We start from the raw sequence: 16413 nt of genomic DNA, 5'->3' as shown, positions 1-16413 counted from the left end.
ATGAAATTGACTACCAGCAATCCGTTCCACCACGCCGAGTGGATTTCGCGTGCCGTGCCGCGCAGCCAGCGCATCACGCGTGAGAATCGTCGCGCCCGCATCGACTGGGTGACCGAAGGGAGCGAGATCGCCCAGGATTTCGAAGTGTTCGGACCGATCACCGCTATCACAGTCGACGTGGCTGGTCCCGGTGATGTGGATGATCCCTACACAGCTCAGAACCGGTTCACCCTCCGCCTCGAGTCCATCGAAGGCGCATTGATCGCTGAGCGGACCGTGCAGGGTCCCTACATACTCTGGGACTGGTTCGGACAGCTCATCGAACTTCCGGCGTCGGCGCCGGCCGGCCGTTACCGCCTGGTTCTTCGCGCCGAGCGAGGCACCACGGGATGGCACACCGCGGATGCTGCGGCGGCCGACACCGATGACGGCATCTCCCCCAATCCGGTACTCGGGGGAGCCACACGTGACGGGCAGCCTGCGCACGGGACGCGTCTCCTCGCCGTCGAGACGGATCCCGCCCCCAACCCATGGTTCCGCAGCACGATCACCGTGGAAGGCTCAGTTCAAGACGCGACCCTGGCTGCGGTGGTTCTGGGGTGCGGAGTGGTCCGCATCAACGGGCATCGGGTGGGCAACGAAGCGATCGGCCCCGCCGTCACCGACTACGACAAGACGATTCTCTATCGCACTTGGCCCGTCGGCCATCTGCTCAGGTCGGGGCGGAACGAGATTCTCATCGAGGCCGGCCGAGAGCGTTACGCGGCGCGCGGGGGAGATATCTGGGGGTGGAATGTCGCGCCGTGGCACAGAGAACCGGTAGCGCTCACCCGCCTCGACCTCACCTACAGCGACGGCCGCACCCAGGAGTACATGACCGGACCGCACTGGGAGACTGCGTCGGGGCCCGTGGAGAAAGATCTGCTGTTCGGCGGCGAGACATGGCGGGTGGGCGACGACGAGAGGAATTGGTCCCCCGCCACCGTGGTCAGCGCGCCGCGCGGCAAGCTCAAGCCCGCATGTCATCCCCCGATAACCACGCTCCCTCCGGTGGCGCCCGTCGTCGTCGAACCCTTGGACGGTGGCGGAACCGTGCTGGACTTCGGGGGCGTCATCACCGGTCGCGTTCGTTGTGTCGTCACCGGCAGCAGTGGCACCGTCCGGGTGATCTCGGGTGAGCAGCGAGACGATGACGGTCGGGTGATCTGCGACAACTTCCTCACGGCCGGCGACTCGCAGGTGGATACGCTGATCGTCCAGGCGCCGGTGACTGAGTATGAATGGGAGCCGCAGTTCGGCTACCGCGGCTTCCGGTGGATGCAGGTCGACGTCACCGGTGACCTCCGAGTCGATGACCTCCGGGCGGTTCCGATCTACACGCCCCTGGAGGACGTGGGCGAGTTCGCGGCGAGCGACCCCCTCCTCACCTGGATCAATTCCGCCCTCGGCCGCACGTTCCGCAACAATCTGCACGGCATCCCCACCGACACCCCTATCTACGAGAAGAACGGCTGGACCGCCGACGCCCACTTGGCGACCGAAGCGCTCTTGCACCACTTCGATCTGCGCCGACCCTTCCGAAAGTGGATGGACGACCACGTCGACGCGCAACGGGACGATGGAGCCGTCCCTCAGATCGTCCCGACTCCGGGCACGATGCGGGACTCCGATCCGGCCTGGTCAGCATCCGCGGTGCTCATCCCCTGGTACCTGTACCGCGAGTACGGCGACATCGCTGTGCTGGAACGGTACGCACCGATGATCGTCCGGTTCGCAGACCAGTTGCTCGCCAGAGCCGACGGTGGGCTGTGGCCGGACCGCAGTTGGAGCGACTGGCTGCCGCCGGGATACGGAATCCCCCCTGAGGGCATGGCTCCCACTGCCACCATGATGGCCGTCACCGTGCTCCAACACACGGCACTGATCCTCGAGGAGATGAACGACCCCCGCGCGGCTCGCTACACCGAGGCGGCCCGATCCACCGCCGCCGCGTACCACCATGCCTATTTCGATGAGGCGGAAGGATCCTACGCCGTGGCCGGCGTGGGATACCGGCAAGCTCTCAATGTCCTTCCGCTGGCCTTCAACGCAGTTCCTACCGAGCACGTTGCCTCGGTGCGCGCCAGTCTGATCAACGATCTCGAGCAGCGAACGGACGGTCATCTGGATGTCGGCGCCATCGGCGTCCGACACCTTCTGCCGGTGCTCACCGCCGCCGGCCGCGACGACCTCGCGCTGACCGTCCTTCTGCAACGCACCCGCCCGGGCTGGGGAGTGTGGTTCGACAACGGCGAAGCGACTCTGCTGGAGTCGTGGGATCGCGACGCCCGCTCGAGAAACCACTACTTCCTCGGCTCGGTGGCGTCATGGATTCAGCAGCGCGTCGGAGGGATGCGCCTCACCGCGCCGGGATGGACGCGATTCGAGGTGTCGCCGGTGAGCGACGACAGAATCACGAACGCCACGATTGAGCATCAGACTCCGCGAGGGAGGGCCGCTATCTCCTGGGAACGCGGGCAGGGAGGTCTCCTCCTGCGCGTCGAGGTTCCGGTCGGGTCGGTCGCCGACGTGGTCGTCGCCGGGAATGAACAGGAGCTGCGCCCGGGCACGCACCAACTGCTGCTCAGGCAACCGGAACAGTCCTTCGCCAGCCTGTGAGGATGACACCGGAGATGGGTCAAGGAAAGATGCGTGATGAGAATGGCACCATAACCACGGCAGCACCCGCCGGCACCTTCATCGGAACCGTTGGCGACGGCGGCCGCGCGGTCTTCGCCGGCATCCCTTTCGCGCAACCGCCGATCGGCGAGCTGCGGTTCCGGCCACCGGTCGCGCCGCCGGACGCGGTCGCCGACGTGGAGGCGATCGAGTTTCGAGCGGCGCCCGTCCAGCGAAGGTTTCCACAGCTCGGAGATCTCGAGATCAGCGAGGATTGCCTCTACTTGAATGTGTGGACGCCGGACACCCGCGCCAGCCGCCCGGTGATCGTGTGGATCTACGGTGGTGGCAATGAGCTTGGGATGGGGGCGCCGCCGTTCACTCCCGGAGGAGTTCCTCCGCCTCAACAGACGCCGTTATCGTTTCGATGAACTACCGGGTGGGGGCGTTCCGTTTCGGGTACTGGCCGGGCATCGGCGGCCGCGGGTGGGAGACGTCCGGCAACATCGGGCTGCAGGACCAGCTGATGGCGCTTGCCTGGGTCCGCCGCAACATCGCTGCATTCGGCGGAGACCCCGAGAACATCACCGTCGCGGGGCACTCAGCGGGCGCGTTCTCCATCGGGTGTTTGCAGGGCGCGCCGTCTGCACGGGGATTGTTCGCTAAGGCGATCATGTCCAGCGGCCATACCGGTCGCATCATCCCCGTGGAGACCGCCACCGCGGTTGCACGTGAATTATGGGGCGAACTTGGCATCAGGTCGATGACGGAGCTGCAGACAGTGGATCCCGAGCGCATACTCGAGGCTCAGTTCGCCGTCGTCGATTCGGATATCGGGGCGCGTAATCTCCCCGGTCGTCGCGTCTGGGGCTTTGTGCTCGACGGTCACGTGCTGCACCAGCACCCGCAGGCAGTTCTGGCCGCCGGACAGCTCACTGACATTCCGCTGAACCTCGCCATCCGAGAATCGTTCACAAGCGCCTGCAGGGAGTTCATCCGGGATGGGCGGGTTGGATGGGCGAGGTACACGGCAGCGGATGTCGACAACATCCGACAGTTCGGCGGCGACGCGGATGTCGTCACGGAGCCCCCGAGCGCGATCACTGAAGTCTGGCCGATGAATACCTCGCTCAGTTCGCGCAGTTCTGCTCAGATATCGTCCACGGAGACCACATGAACCTCCCCGCAGCCGTCGTCGGGATCGCTGGACTGGGAACAATGGGCCTCGCCCTGGCCGAGCTGTTTGTGTCGCAGAATATTGAGGTCCGAGGCTTCGACCCCCGGCGCGACGCGATCGCGTCCGACGAGCACCCTTGGTCGCTTCGCGACAATTTCTCGCTCTCTTCGAGCCTCGGTGACTGCGTCCGAGATGTCGATCTCGCAATCGAGGCGGTGGTGGAGGACGTCGATGTGAAGAACTCGGTGCTGGCCGAGATCGCCTTGCACACGGAGGGCATTATCGCCTCCAACACGTCGACGTTCATGCCGAGCGTCCTCGCACCTTCTGTCAGGAATCCTGAGCGATTCCTCGTGGCACACTTCTTCAATCCCCCGCAGCTGGTGCCGCTGGTCGAGATCGTTCCGGGTCCCGCGACGTCCACATCCGCGACCGCTCAGGTCGTGGATCTACTCAGCGCGATGGGCCGGCACCCGGTCCTCCTGCAGAAGGAATGCCCCGGCTTTGTTGCCAACCGTCTGCAGGCGGCGATCCTTCGCGAAGCTCTCGCGCTGGTGGACGCGGGCATCGCGTCGCCGGGCGCCATTGACGACATCGTCAAGTCCGGCCTCGCGCCGCGCTGGGCTGCGGCCGGGCCGATCGGTGTCGCCGATCTCGGGGGGCTCGACATCTGGGCGAGGGTTTCCGCCCTGCTGTTCCCCCTGCTCAGCAACACCGCTGAACCGAGCGCTCGGCTCAGCTCTCTCACCACGCAGGGGCACTTGGGCTCGAAGACAGGTCAGGGCTTCTATGAGCACGATCCGAAGACCGACGCCATGACTTTCCGCGACATGGAGCGGCATTTCGAACTGGGCGTCAGGTTCAGCCCAGAGCGCTTCTCCGCGTCATGAAAGCGAGCGGAACATCGCGGAGTTGCGGTGGGCCGGATACCCACCGTAGGTGTCAACGCCGAGCCGCATCCACCTCATATTCCAGTGGACGCATGATCGCCAAACCGCGGAAATACGCGCAATGCCGAAGTGGCACCCTCAGATCGAACGCGTCGCACCACCTGATGCGGGGGTCGCGAAGCGACCGACTTGCCCAATAGGTGTGGCGCGACGTGGGCACGGCCGCTACAACACAATGAAGAAAACCCCTGATGATCAGGGGTTTTCATGGCGGTGACGGTGGGATTTGAACCCACGGTAGGGGGTTACCCTACACAACTTTTCGAGAGTTGCACCTTCGGCCGCTCGGACACGTCACCGCCGAAGAGTTTACGTCACGACACGCGGTGCCGCGAATCGGAGCGAATCGCGCACCTCGCGGCATCCGTCACGCCACCAACGCAGCGGCCCCGGCGATCAGATCCACGACCTCGGACGGCTCGGGCATCCCCACTGCGAACACGTACGTCGCCGTGAACCCCAGCGCTGCGAGCCCGGAAACGGTCTCGGCGACCGACGCGGGAGTCGAGTTCGGTGTCACCGGGATCATCGCCGTCTTCTCGATGTCGTCGTAATCCCGTCCGACGGCGTCGCAGTGGGCGCGCAGGACGTCGAGCTTGCGCGCCGATTCGGGCGTCGCCGAGATGTTGCACGCGTCGGCGTACTGCGCGACCAGGCGCAGGGTCTTGCGTTCACCGCTGCCGCCGATCATCAGATACGGATGCGGCCGCGTCACGCTCTGCGGCGAGTTCAGCGTCCGCTCGAGCTGCCAGAGCGCGCCCTCGTACGGCTCCTCCTCCTCGGCCCACATCTGCAGGCAGATCTGGATCGTCTCCTCTAGCTGCCGGAACCGGTCCGCCACGGGCGGGAACGTGAAGCCGAGCCCGCGGGACTCCTGTTCGTTCCATGCGGCTCCGATACCGAGCCCGACCCGTCCACCGGACAGCACGTCCAACGTCGTGACCTGCTTCGCTAGCAGCGCGGGCTCACGATAGATGACGCCCGTCACAAGGGTGTGCAGGAGCGCCTTCTCGGTGTGCGCGACGATGAAGCCGAGCGTCGCGTACGCCTCGAGCATCTCGTGCTCGACCGGGCCCAGACCCGGCAGCTGCCAGAAGTGGTCCATCACCGTGATCCGCTGGATTCCGGCGGCCTCCGCATTGCGCACGTGCGCGGCCAGCGCCGGGCCGAGCTGTCGCGCGCCGGTCCGCCACGTGAAGTCCGCGATGTGCAGTCCGAATTCCATGGCGGGGCTCCCATCACACAGAGCGGATGCCGCATCCGCCCGCATCTGCCAGGTTAAGCGCGCCGCAGCCCGGCAGGGGCCGCTCGGGCCGGCCGAATTCGATGTGTGGACGAGTTCAGCGAGCGAACCGGGGCGGCCTCGCTCCGTCGTGCGGGGCCTAGGTTGAGAGTCGTGGTCGAAGCCAAGAGTCCGCCGATGTCCCGCGCCCAGCGACTGGTGCTGTCGATCGCGGTGCTGGCCTCGTTCGTCGCGTTCCTCGACGGCACGATCGTCAACGTCGCACTCCCGGCGATCGAAGAGGAGCTCGGCGGCGGCCTGATCACGCAGCAGTGGGTCGTCGATTCGTACCTGATCACGCTCGGTGCGCTGATCCTGGTCGCTGGATCGGTCAGCGATGCGTTCGGCCGCATCCTCGTGCTGCGCATCGGCCTGATCGGATTCGGCATCGCATCGATCGCGGTCGCGGCATCCCCTGACCCCTTGTTCCTGATCATCGCCCGCGCAGCGCAGGGGGCGGCCGCGGCATTCCTCGTGCCGAGCTCGCTCGCGCTGATCACCTCGACCTTCCGCGGACCGTCGCAGGGTCGAGCGATCGGCATGTGGACGGCGATGACGACGACCGCGATGATCGCAGGCCCGCTCATCGGCGGAATCTTCGTGGACTTCTTCTCGTGGCGGCTTGCGTTCCTCATCAACGTCGTGCCGATCGCCATCACCCTCGTGCTGCTGCACCTGCTCCATCAGCACGACGACCGCCGGGCGGGTGCCAGGATCGACTGGCTCGGTGCCGCGCTGTGCACGCTGGGCCTGGGCGGAACCGTCTTCGCCCTGATCGAGCAGCCGCGCCTCGGATGGGACTCGCCGGTCATCTGGGTGACGCTGGGCGGCGGCATCCTGCTGTTCGTCCTCTTCCTGCTTCGCCAGCGGACGGCCCCGCAGCCGATCCTGCCGCTGGACCTGTTCCGCGTGCGGAACTTCTCGTTCGGGAACATCACGACCGCGTTCATGTACGGCGCGCTCGCTCTGAACGGCTTCGTCGTGGTCGTGTACCTGCAGACCGGCGCCGGGATGCCGGCGACGCTCGCGGGCCTGGCGAGCATCCCGATCACGGTGCTCATGGTGCTGCTCAGCTCGCGGATGGGCACACTGGCCGGCCGCTGGGGTCCGAGGCTGTTCATGACGGTCGGTCCGCTGCTGATGGCTGCCGGCTGCCTTCTGCTCCTCACCGTCGGCGAGGACTTCTCCTATTGGACGCAGGTGCTGCCCGGCATGATCGTCCTCGGCCTCGGCCTTGCGACCACGGTCTCCCCCCTCACCTCGGCGATCCTCGGCGCCATCGACACGGAGCGATCAGGGATCGCATCGGCCGTCAACAATGCGGTCTCGCGCGTCGCAGGCCTCATCGCGATCGCGATGCTCGGTGCGATCGTGGGCGGATCGCTCGATCTGAACGGCTTCCACCGTGCCGCGATCGTGACCGCGGTGTTCATGGCGGTCGCGGGGATCGTTTCGTTCATCGGCATCCGCAACCCTGCCCGCACGACGACGGATGCCGAGGCCTCTCCGGTGGACGCCGATTAGACCCGGCCCGTTCACGCGAACCGGCCCCGGCGCCCCTGGCACACTGGTCGCATGTCGGTCATCGAGAACTCGAAGCTCACCGTGGTCGGCGCCGGAAGCGTCGGCGCAAGCACCGCGTATGCCGCACTGATCCGCGGCTCAGCGCGCCACGTCGCCCTGTACGACATCGCCACCGCGAAGGTCGAGGCAGAGATGCTCGATCTCGCCCACGGAACGCAGTTCACCGGGACGAGCGACATCGTCGGCGGCAGCGACATCTCGGTCGTCGCCGGGTCGCACGTCGTGGTGATCACGGCCGGCGCGAAGCAGAACCCCGGGCAGTCCCGCATCGAGCTCGCGGGCGTGAACGCCGGCATCCTCAAGACGATGCTGCCGCAGCTGCTCGAGGTCGCGCCGGACGCGATCTACGTGATCGTGACCAACCCGTGCGATGTGCTCACCGTGCTCGCCCAGGACCAGACCAATCTCCCACCGGAGCGCATCTTCGCCTCGGGCACGGTGCTGGACACCTCGCGGCTGCGGTGGAGGCTCGGCGAGCGCGCCGGGGTCTCGACCACGAGCGTGCACGCCTACATCGTGGGTGAGCACGGCGACACCGAATTCCCGCTGTGGTCCAGTGCCACGATCGGCACCGTCCCCATCCTGGAATGGCAGAGCGACGGCCACCCGCGGATGAGCGCCGACGAGCTCGACGCGATCGCGGTGGACGTGCGGGATGCCGCGTACAAGGTGATCCAGGGCAAGGGCGCGACGAACTTCGCGATCGGACTCTCCAGTGCACGGATCATCGAGGCGATCCTCGGGGACGAGCACGCCGTGATGCCGGTCAGCACGGTGCTGAGCGACTACCACGGCATCAGCGGGGTCGCGCTCTCGGTGCCGTCGCTCGTGAGCGCGTCGGGCGCGAAGCCCATTCGCGAAACGCCGTACTCGGCGAACGAGCTGGGGCTGCTGCGACGGTCCGCCGATGCGCTTCGCGAGGTGGCCGACTCGCTTCGCTGAAGGCGGGCAGGCCTAGATGCCGGGGTCGGCGAGGCTCCGGCCGGCGCCACCCTCGAAGAGCCCTGCCAGTTGCGCCAGCGACGAAGTGAGCCCCGCGACGTGGTCCTCCGGGGCGATTCCAGCTGGCACGTCCCTGGCCTCGACGGTGATCTCGGTCGCCTCGCTCACGGCATCCAAGGTCCACTCCATGAACATGGTGCCGGCGAACGCGGGGTCGTCCGACTCGAACTCGACCTCCCACACCACGCGCGACGGCTGTTCGAGCGCGACGATGCGGACGACGGTGACATCCGTGTGCTCCGTGGTCTTGCCGCGGGCCTGGTCGGACTCGTACGTCAGCACCATGCGGAACCCGCCGCCGGCGCGCAGGTCGGCGTCCTCGAGGCGGCCGCTCATGCCGCGCGGCGGCAGCCACGACCCCAGCCGGCCGGGATCGGTGAAGGCGCGGAAGACGACCTCACGGGGGACGGAGATACGACGCTGGGCTGAATCGACTCGCATGCCGCGATCGTACGACGCCTCACCTCGGGGCGGTACCGCGGTGCGGCATCCCTCTGTCGCAGGCGACGCCTACCCTGGGACCATGGCGACCCGACGCACCACCACCACCGCGCCGTATCGGTGCACCGAGTGCGGGTGGACGGCGCTGAAGTGGGTCGGCCGCTGCGGCGAGTGCCAGCAGTGGGGCACTGTCGTCGAGGCGGCGGAACCCGTCGGTCTGACCCGATCCGTCGCCGCCGTCGCACCGAGCGCCGACCGCGCAGCCCGACCCATCACGGCCATCGACACGCGCGATGCGCCGCGCCGTACGACAGGCGTCGGGGAGTTCGATCGCGTGCTCGGCGGAGGCATCGTCCCCGGCGCGGCGATCCTGCTGTCGGGCGAGCCCGGCGTGGGCAAGTCGACGCTGCTGCTCGAGGTGGCGGCGCAGAGCGCCCGCGCAGGCCGGCGCGTCTTGTACGCGAGCGCGGAGGAGTCGACCGGACAGGTGCGCCTCCGCGCCGAGCGCACCGGGGCGCTGCACGACGAGCTCTACATCGCCGCCGAGACCGACCTCGCGACGATCCTCGGGCACGTCGACGAGGTCACGCCCGAGCTCCTCATCGTCGATTCGGTCCAGACCGTCTCGTCGTCGATGTCGGAGGGTATGGCCGGTCACCCGAGCCAGGTGCGCGAGGTCGCATCGACGCTGATCCGCGTCGCGAAGGAGCGCGGGCTTCCGGTGATCATCGTCGGGCACGTCACGAAGGACGGCTCGATCGCCGGACCCCGCATCCTCGAGCACCTCGTCGACGTCGTGTGCCAGTTCGAAGGCGAGCGGCAGACCTCACTGCGGTTCGTGCGCGCGTTGAAGAACCGCTTCGGTCCGACCGACGAGGTCGGATGCTTCGACATGACCGGATCGGGCATCGCCGAGGTCGCCGACCCGAGCGCGCTGTTCCTCGGTCACGGCAGTCCCGAGCCGGGAACCTGCGTCGCGATCGCGCTGGAAGGCCGGCGGGCGCTGCCGGTCGAGGTGCAGGCGCTCACGATCGTCACCGGCGCGCCGAACCCGAGGCGGATCGTCAACGGCGTCGACAGCGCCCGCGTCGCGATGGTGCTCGCCGTCCTCGAGAAGCGGGCCGGTGTGGTCACCTCGAACCTCGACGTCTACGTGTCCACGGTCGGCGGTGTGCGCTTCACCGAACCGGCCGCCGATCTCGCGATCGCGATCGCGGTCGCCGGGGCGGTCCGCAACGAATCGACTCCGAAGCAGCTCGCTGCGATCGGCGAACTGAGTCTCGCCGGCGAGGTGCGTCCGGTGACCCAGACCGCGCAGCGGCGCAGCGAGGCCGCGCGCCTCGGATACACCGACCTGATCGACAACCGCTCGGGCAGCCTGCGCGGCGCGCTCAACGACGTGAAGGCGCGGACGAGAAGCGCTCCGGGCGAGGACTTCCCCGAGTTCTGACCGACCTGGGCTGCGAGCGGCTGCCGGTCAGGCGTCGAGTGCGGCGATGAGGTCCGCGGGCGTCGCCTGCATCGGATGCGGACCGGCGATGTCGAGGAACACCGTCGAGATGTCGTCCTGGTGCAGGCCGAGGAACGCGCGCAGCCAGCCGGGGGTGTTCAGCGCGACCGCCGGTGGCAGCGAGTCGGGCTTGCGCGACACGTCGCTGAACAGCAGCAGGGCGGCGGTGCCCGACGTCGGGTTGCGATAGGTCCACACCTCGCCGGGAGCATCGGCGCCGGCGGGCTGCAGCGGCACGACCGTCGGTCCGTGCCGGAGTGCGAACGCGACTGCGGCGAGATCCTGCGTCTGCAGCGCATCGCTCAGCGCGGTGTTGCGGAACTCCGGCGGCTCCTCTTCATGGGCTGTCTCGCTGTCCTCCGGCATCCGTCCAGCGTATCTCCGCCCTTTACGCGATCGCCCCTTTCGGCCAAACCACCTCTTCTCGCCGAAGCCACCCGTTTCGGCACGCCCATCGCAGGTGGATTCGGCGAGCAGGGGTGGTTTCGCGTGGCCAGGGCGGCAAGGGGACTCAGGCGAGGAAGCCGCGCAAGAGAGCCTCGGAACCGGCGAGGTGTTCCAGGGTCGCCGCCTCGGCGGCATCCGCCCGCCCGGCCAGGATCGCCGTGACGATGCGCTCGTGCTGGGCGTTGGAGTGCTCGATGTTTCGCGGCAGCAGAGGGAAGGTGTCGAGCCATGCGTTCACCCGTGCCCGGTTCTCGGCCGCGATCGCGACGAGCGACGGGATGCCGGCGACTTCGGCGATCGTGAGGTGGAGCAGCGTGTCGAGCCGGCGGTAGTCGGCTGCCTCCGCTCCTGAGGCCGCTTCGTGCCGCTCCCACAGGTCGGCCCGCGCCTCGGGGGTGAGCGTCCGGCCCGCGGCGGTGCGGGCGGCGCCGGCCTCGATCACCCGGCGCAGACCCAGCACGTCGTCGAGTTCGTCGAGCGGGACCACACCAGGATGCGGGGGCTGGGGCAGCGGATCGGCGACGAACGTGCCGCCGTAGCGCCCGCGCCGACGCACGAGGAACCCGGTGTCCGCGAGCTCGCGGATCGCCTCACGGACGGTGTCGCGACTGACTTCGTACCGACCGGCGAGCTCGCGCTCGGGCGGAAGCGACTCCCCCGGCGCGACCACCCCCAGGCGGATGGTCTGCACGAGCCGCGCCACGGTGTCCTCGAGCGCGTTGCCTTCGCGCAGCGGCCGGTAGACGACCCTGCGCACTTCCCGGAGCGGCACCTCAGTCATCGTGTCGCGACCTTCCGGACTGTATGCCCGGCAGAACTCCACCGTTCTGCGGCGCGGCGGGACGGAACATGCGTGATACGCAGGGTTCGCCGACGCTCTGGTGGAGTTCTGCTCATGTCGGCTCTCAGAGGGGTGTCACGTACGCGTTGGTGATGCCGCCGTCGACCACGAACGCGGTCGCGGTGATGAACGATGCGTCATCCGACGCGAGGAAGGCGACCGCGGCGGCGAGCTCATCGGGCTCGGCGAAGCGCCCCATCGGCACGTGGACGAGTCGGCGCTGCGCGCGCTCGGGGTCCTTCGCGAAGAGCTCCTGCAGCAGCGGTGTGTTGACCGGGCCCGGGCAGAGGGCGTTCACGCGGATTCCCTGACGCGCGAACTGCACACCCAGCTCGCGCGTCATCGCGAGCACGCCGCCCTTGGACGCCGTGTAGCTGATCTGCGAGGTAGCCGAGCCCAGCAGGGCCACGAACGAGGCCGTGTTGATGATCGACCCGCTGCCCTGCGGAACCATGTGCCGCAGGGCTGCGCGCGAGCACAGGTAGACGCTCTTGAGGTTGACGTCCTGCACGCGATCCCAGGCCGGCAGCTCGGTGGTCTCGATCGAGTCGTCGTCCGCAGGGGAGATGCCGGCGTTGTTGAACGCGATGTCGAGCCGGCCGAACTCGGCGAAGACGCCGTCGAACAGCGCGTCGACGGATGCCTGATCCGCGACGTTCACATGGCGGTAGACCCCGCCGACCTCGGATGCCGCGGCCTCGCCGCTGGCCGGGTCCAGGTCGGCGATCACCACGAACGCGCCCTCGGCGGCGAACCGACGGGCGGTGGCCAGACCGATACCGCTCGCACCGCCGGTGATGACGGCGACGCGGTCCTTGAGTCGCTGAGTGAGATCGACGGTCATTGCGCTGCTCCCGAGTGGGTGGTGTCCCGAAAAGGCCGCCCACAGGCCTCGGGAACGATGTGAATGTGGGACATGGAATCGAGAGAGAGGGATGCCGCGCCCATCAGGCGCCGTCCGTCGCGAAGAAGACGTTCTTCGTCTCGGTGAAGCGCTCGGCCGCGTCGGGCCCGAGCTCCCGCCCGAGACCGGATGCCTTCATCCCGCCGAACGGGGTCGTGTAGCGGACGGACGAGTGCGAGTTGACCGACAGGACCCCGCTCTTGACCCCCCGCGCGACGCGGACGGCGCGCCCGAGGTTCTCGGTCCAGATCGACCCCGCCAGGCCGTAGATCGTGTCGTTCGCGAGGGCGATCGCGTCGGCCTCGTCCTCGAACGGCAGCACCGCGACGATCGGGCCGAAGATCTCGTGCTGCGCGACACGGTCCTGACGGCTCTCGGGGAGCACGACCGCAGGGGCGAACCAGAATCCCGGACCCCCCGGTGCCGAACCGCGGAACGCGACGCGCGAGTGCTTGATGAACGGCGTCACCGTGTCGCGATGCGCAGCCGAGATGAGCGGGCCCATCTCCGTCGCCTCGTCGTGCGGGTCGCCCACCCGCCAGTCCGCGACCGCGGGCTCGAGCAGCTCGAGGAAGCGGTCGAACACCGACCGCTGCACCAGGATCCGGCTGCGCGCGCAGCAGTCCTGCCCCGCGTTGTCGAACACGGCCCCCGGCGCCGACGCGGCCGCGCGCTCGAGATCGGCATCCTCGAAGATCACGTTCGCGCTCTTCCCGCCGAGCTCGAGGGTCACCGGCTTGAGCGCCCGGGCGCAGCCCGCGGCGACATCCGTCCCGACCTCGGTCGAGCCGGTGAAGACGACCTTGCGCACGTCGGGATGCGACACGAACCGCTGACCGACGACCGACCCGGAGCCGGTGATCACCTCGAAGAGCCCCTCGGGGAGCCCGGCCTCCAGGGCCAGCTCGCCGAGCCGCATGGCCGTGAGCGGTGTGAGCTCCGCGGGCTTGAGCACGACGGCATTGCCGGCGGCGAGCGCGGGCGCGAAGCCCCACGCGGCGATCGTCATCGGGAAGTTCCACGGCACGATGATCCCGACCACGCCGTACGGCTCGTGGAAGGTGATGTCGATGCCGCCGGCCACCGGGATCTGCTGACCGGCCAGCCGCTCGGGCGCGCCGGCGTAGTAGTTCAGCACCTGTGCGACGTGCGACGCCTCCCACCGGGCGGAGCTGATCGGATGCCCGGAGTTGAGCACCTCGAGCAGTGCGAGCTCCTCGACGTGCGTCTCGACGACCCGGGCGAATGCGCGCAGCGCGTCGGCACGGGCGATCGGTGCGAGGCCCGACCAGGAGCGCTGTGCACGGACTGCGCGGGTGATCGCCGCATCCACATCGACGATCCCGGCCCTCGCGACCTCGCGGATCGGGGCGGCCGTCGCAGGGTTGATGACCGTGAAGCCCTCGGTCACGAGACCGCCTCCGACTGCATGCGTGAAGCGGCATACTCGGATGCCGCGGCCACGAGTCCCGCGAACAGCCGGCGGTCCTCGAGGTCCTGCTCCGGATGCCACTGCACGCCGAGCACATACCCGTCGCCTGTGGATTCGAAGGCCTGCGCCAGCCCGTCGTCGGTGCGCGCGGTGACCACGAGTCCCTCGCCGAGCCGGTCGACGCCCTGGTGGTGATAGCTGTGCACGGCGAGGTCGTCCTCGCCCACGAGGGCGGCCAGCGCGGTGCCCTGATCCACCTGCACGGAATTGGAGGCGAAGACGCCGCCTCCGACCCGGTAGCGCTCGGTTCCGAGTGCCTCGGGCAGGTGCTGGTGCAGTGTTCCCCCTCGCGCGACGTTCACGAGCTGGAAGCCCCGGCAGATCGCGAGCACCGGGATCCGCCGCTCGTCGGCGCCTCGGAACAGCGCCAGCTCCCAGTCGTCGCGATCGGGTCGCGGCTCGTCGGTGAGCGGATGCCGCTCCGCGCCGTACAGCTCCGGCTGCACATCCTTGCCGCCGGTGAGGATCAGCCCGTCGAGGCCGTCCAGGACGACGGATGCCGCGAGCTCCGCGTTCGGCTGCGGCGGAAGCAGGACGGCGACACCGCCCGAGGCCGACACGGCGTCGAAGTACACGTGCGGCAGGAATGCCGCCTGAACGTCCCACACGCCCTGCTTGGCCTGCTCGAGGTAGGTCGTCAGCCCGATCACCGGCGCCCGCCGGTGCGTCGAGCGCGGGTCGTCAGAGACGTTCGAAACCACGGATCCGCTCCCAGTCCGTCACGGCGGCGTCATAGGCCTCGACCTCGATCCGCGCCTGATGCAGGTAGTGCTCCACCATGTCGTCGCCGAAGGCCGCCCGGGCGACCGAGGACTCTTCGAACAGCTGCGCGGCGTCGCGCAGCGTGGTGGGCAGGTGGTCGACACCCGACGAGTACGCGTTCCCGGCGAGCGGGTCGGGCATCGGCAGCTCGTTCTCGACGCCGTACAGACCTCCTGCGATGATCGCCGAGATCGCGAGGTACGGGTTGACGTCGCCGCCGGGCACGCGGTTCTCGGGGCGCAGCGACTGGCCGTGCCCGATCACGCGCAGCGCGCATGTGCGGTTGTCGAGCCCCCACGCCACGCCGGTCGGCGCGAACGTGCCCTTCTGGTAGCGCTTGTACGAGTTGATCGTCGGCGCGTACAGCAGCGTGAACTCCCGCAGCGTCGCCAGGATGCCGGCGATCCAGTGCTCCATGAAGGGACTGAACCCGTACTCGCCGTCGCCCGCCATGACCGGAGTGCCGTCGTCGCCGCGCACCGACAGGTGGATGTGGCAGCTGTTGCCCTCGCGCTCGTTGAACTTCGCCATGAAGGTGAGCGCCTTGCCGTGCTTCTCGGCGATCTCCTTCGCACCGTTCTTGTAGATCGAGTGCTGGTCGGCCGTCTCGAGCACCTCGGCGTAGCGGAACGCGATCTCCTGCTGGCCGAGGTTGCACTCCCCCTTGACGCCTTCGCAGTACATCCCGGCGCCGTCCATGCCACGGCGGATATCGCGCAGCAGCGGTTCGAGCCGACCCGAGGCGAGCAGGTCGTAGTCGACGTTGTAGTCCGTCGACGGTCTGAGGTCGCGGTAGCCCTTGGCCCAGGCATCCCGATACGTGTCGTCGAAGACGATGAACTCGAGCTCGGTGCCCGCATAGGCGGTCAGTCCGCGTTCGGCGAGGCGTGCGCGCTGGTGCTTGAGGATCGCGCGCGGCGACTGGGCGACCGGGTCGCCGCCCTCCCACTCGAGATCCGCCATCACGAGCGCCGTGCCCGGCATCCACGGGATCCGCCGAAGGGTCGCGGGGTCGGACAGCAGCATCATGTCGCCGTACCCCTTCTCCCAGCTCGACATCGCATAGCCGTCGACCGTGTTCATGTCGACGTCGACCGACAGCAGGTAGTTGCAGGCCTCCGCCCCGTGCGGGAGGACCTCCTCCTGGAAGAGACGGGCCGACACGCGCTTGCCGACCAGACGGCCCTGCGCGTCGGCGAAGGCGACGATCACGGTGTCGATCTCGTCGGCCGCGATCGCGGCGTACAGGTCCGAGACGCTGAGGTTCCCTGGCATCCGTCACCTTCCTTGGCGCAGTGCGCTGCGCGTGGAGAGCGCCGGTCCGAGTGGCCGGCGCCGCGTCCACTGTAACCACGAAGTTGAC

15 protein-coding genes and 1 tRNA gene are annotated in these 16413 nt (G+C 68.4%); 7 read left to right on the top strand and 9 right to left on the bottom strand.

What is annotated here, in order from left to right; genetic code table 11:
• The 4 genes from BM349_RS02710 to BM349_RS02695 are packed head-to-tail and all read left to right on the top strand — an operon-like array spanning position 1 to position 4725.
• A complete protein-coding gene (locus tag BM349_RS02710; protein WP_091702419.1) occupies positions 1-2658 on the top strand; it encodes a family 78 glycoside hydrolase catalytic domain in 2658 nt (885 codons plus the stop codon).
• Positions 2659-2660: 2 nt separating this feature from the next.
• A complete protein-coding gene (locus BM349_RS02705) occupies positions 2661-3089 on the top strand; it encodes a carboxylesterase family protein (protein ID WP_091702415.1) in 429 nt (142 codons plus the stop codon).
• A complete protein-coding gene (locus BM349_RS02700) occupies positions 3086-3835 on the top strand; it encodes a carboxylesterase family protein (RefSeq protein ID WP_091702412.1) in 750 nt (249 codons plus the stop codon). The genes BM349_RS02705 and BM349_RS02700 overlap by 4 nt, the downstream gene beginning before the upstream one ends.
• On the top strand, positions 3832-4725 hold the full coding sequence (locus BM349_RS02695; RefSeq protein WP_091702408.1) for a 3-hydroxyacyl-CoA dehydrogenase family protein: 894 nt from the start codon (positions 3832-3834) through the stop codon (positions 4723-4725). Before BM349_RS02700 ends, BM349_RS02695 begins: the two co-directional genes overlap by 4 nt.
• Before the next feature lie 268 nt (positions 4726-4993).
• Here BM349_RS02695 and BM349_RS02690 read toward each other — a convergent pair.
• Positions 4994-5084, bottom strand: a tRNA-Ser gene (locus BM349_RS02690).
• A 68-nt stretch (positions 5085-5152) separates the two neighbouring features.
• Entirely contained in the window at positions 5153-6010 is an 858-nt protein-coding gene (locus BM349_RS02685) for an LLM class F420-dependent oxidoreductase (RefSeq protein ID WP_091702403.1), read from the bottom strand.
• A 195-nt stretch (positions 6011-6205) separates the two neighbouring features.
• Here BM349_RS02685 and BM349_RS02680 point away from each other — a divergent pair, with 195 nt between their 5' ends.
• Both BM349_RS02680 and BM349_RS02675 read left to right on the top strand, forming a co-directional pair.
• Positions 6206-7591 carry an MFS transporter gene (locus BM349_RS02680; RefSeq protein WP_091704788.1) on the top strand — a complete coding sequence of 462 codons (1386 nt, stop codon included), beginning with the start codon at positions 6206-6208 and terminating at the stop codon, positions 7589-7591.
• A gap of 51 nt (positions 7592-7642) precedes the next feature.
• Entirely contained in the window at positions 7643-8593 is a 951-nt protein-coding gene (locus BM349_RS02675; RefSeq protein WP_091702395.1) for an L-lactate dehydrogenase, read from the top strand.
• A gap of 12 nt (positions 8594-8605) precedes the next feature.
• Here the strand turns inward: BM349_RS02675 and BM349_RS02670 are convergent, their stop codons facing one another.
• Positions 8606-9094, bottom strand: a complete 489-nt coding sequence (locus BM349_RS02670; RefSeq protein ID WP_091702392.1) for an SRPBCC domain-containing protein — start codon at positions 9092-9094, stop codon at positions 8606-8608.
• An 82-nt stretch (positions 9095-9176) separates the two neighbouring features.
• Here BM349_RS02670 and radA point away from each other — a divergent pair, with 82 nt between their 5' ends.
• Complete coding sequence (gene radA, locus BM349_RS02665) at positions 9177-10544, top strand: DNA repair protein RadA (RefSeq protein WP_091702388.1); 1368 nt, start codon at positions 9177-9179, stop codon at positions 10542-10544.
• Between the two features lie 27 nt (positions 10545-10571).
• On the opposite strand, the gene BM349_RS02660 is transcribed toward radA, so the two are convergent.
• From BM349_RS02660 to BM349_RS02635, 6 genes are all read right to left on the bottom strand, one after another.
• Positions 10572-10970, bottom strand: coding sequence for a dehydrogenase (locus tag BM349_RS02660; RefSeq protein ID WP_091702385.1), 399 nt, complete (start codon positions 10968-10970; stop codon positions 10572-10574).
• Between the two features lie 145 nt (positions 10971-11115).
• Positions 11116-11832, bottom strand: coding sequence for a FadR/GntR family transcriptional regulator (locus BM349_RS02655; RefSeq protein ID WP_091702381.1), 717 nt, complete (start codon positions 11830-11832; stop codon positions 11116-11118).
• A 124-nt stretch (positions 11833-11956) separates the two neighbouring features.
• Complete coding sequence (locus tag BM349_RS02650) at positions 11957-12736, bottom strand: 3-oxoacyl-ACP reductase (protein WP_091702378.1); 780 nt, start codon at positions 12734-12736, stop codon at positions 11957-11959.
• A gap of 103 nt (positions 12737-12839) precedes the next feature.
• A complete protein-coding gene (locus BM349_RS02645) occupies positions 12840-14207 on the bottom strand; it encodes an aldehyde dehydrogenase family protein (protein WP_091702374.1) in 1368 nt (455 codons plus the stop codon).
• The gene (locus tag BM349_RS02640) at positions 14204-14989 is read right to left on the bottom strand and encodes a gamma-glutamyl-gamma-aminobutyrate hydrolase family protein (protein ID WP_091702371.1); all 786 of its coding nucleotides are present in this window, start codon (positions 14987-14989) and stop codon (positions 14204-14206) included. The genes BM349_RS02645 and BM349_RS02640 overlap by 4 nt, the downstream gene beginning before the upstream one ends.
• Positions 14970-16325: a glutamine synthetase family protein gene (locus BM349_RS02635; RefSeq protein ID WP_091702367.1), complete on the bottom strand. Its 1356-nt coding sequence runs from the start codon at positions 16323-16325 to the stop codon at positions 14970-14972. Before BM349_RS02635 ends, BM349_RS02640 begins: the two co-directional genes overlap by 20 nt.
• Positions 16326-16413 lie beyond the last annotated feature (88 nt).

This window comes from Microbacterium sp. cf046 (assembly GCF_900114345.1).
Taxonomy (GTDB): domain Bacteria; phylum Actinomycetota; class Actinomycetes; order Actinomycetales; family Microbacteriaceae; genus Microbacterium.
The sequence above is the reverse complement of the archived record's forward strand: the minus strand, read 5'-3'. Positions and strand labels throughout refer to the sequence as shown.

Bases quoted from the DNA above. Each gene is read 5' to 3' on its own strand.
- BM349_RS02710 (WP_091702419.1), top strand. From the start codon at position 1: ATGAAATTGACTACCAGCAATCCGTTCCACCACGCCGAGTGGATTTCG.
- BM349_RS02705 (WP_091702415.1), top strand. From the start codon at position 2,661: ATGACACCGGAGATGGGTCAAGGAAAGATGCGTGATGAGAATGGCACC.
- BM349_RS02700 (WP_091702412.1), top strand. From the start codon at position 3,086: ATGAACTACCGGGTGGGGGCGTTCCGTTTCGGGTACTGGCCGGGCATC.
- BM349_RS02695 (WP_091702408.1), top strand. From the start codon at position 3,832: ATGAACCTCCCCGCAGCCGTCGTCGGGATCGCTGGACTGGGAACAATG.
- BM349_RS02685 (WP_091702403.1), bottom strand. From the start codon at position 6,010: ATGGAATTCGGACTGCACATCGCGGACTTCACGTGGCGGACCGGCGCG.
- BM349_RS02680 (WP_091704788.1), top strand. From the start codon at position 6,206: ATGTCCCGCGCCCAGCGACTGGTGCTGTCGATCGCGGTGCTGGCCTCG.
- BM349_RS02675 (WP_091702395.1), top strand. From the start codon at position 7,643: ATGTCGGTCATCGAGAACTCGAAGCTCACCGTGGTCGGCGCCGGAAGC.
- BM349_RS02670 (WP_091702392.1), bottom strand. From the start codon at position 9,094: ATGCGAGTCGATTCAGCCCAGCGTCGTATCTCCGTCCCCCGTGAGGTC.
- radA (WP_091702388.1), top strand. From the start codon at position 9,177: ATGGCGACCCGACGCACCACCACCACCGCGCCGTATCGGTGCACCGAG.
- BM349_RS02660 (WP_091702385.1), bottom strand. From the start codon at position 10,970: ATGCCGGAGGACAGCGAGACAGCCCATGAAGAGGAGCCGCCGGAGTTC.
- BM349_RS02655 (WP_091702381.1), bottom strand. From the start codon at position 11,832: ATGACTGAGGTGCCGCTCCGGGAAGTGCGCAGGGTCGTCTACCGGCCG.
- BM349_RS02650 (WP_091702378.1), bottom strand. From the start codon at position 12,736: ATGACCGTCGATCTCACTCAGCGACTCAAGGACCGCGTCGCCGTCATC.
- BM349_RS02635 (WP_091702367.1), bottom strand. From the start codon at position 16,325: ATGCCAGGGAACCTCAGCGTCTCGGACCTGTACGCCGCGATCGCGGCC.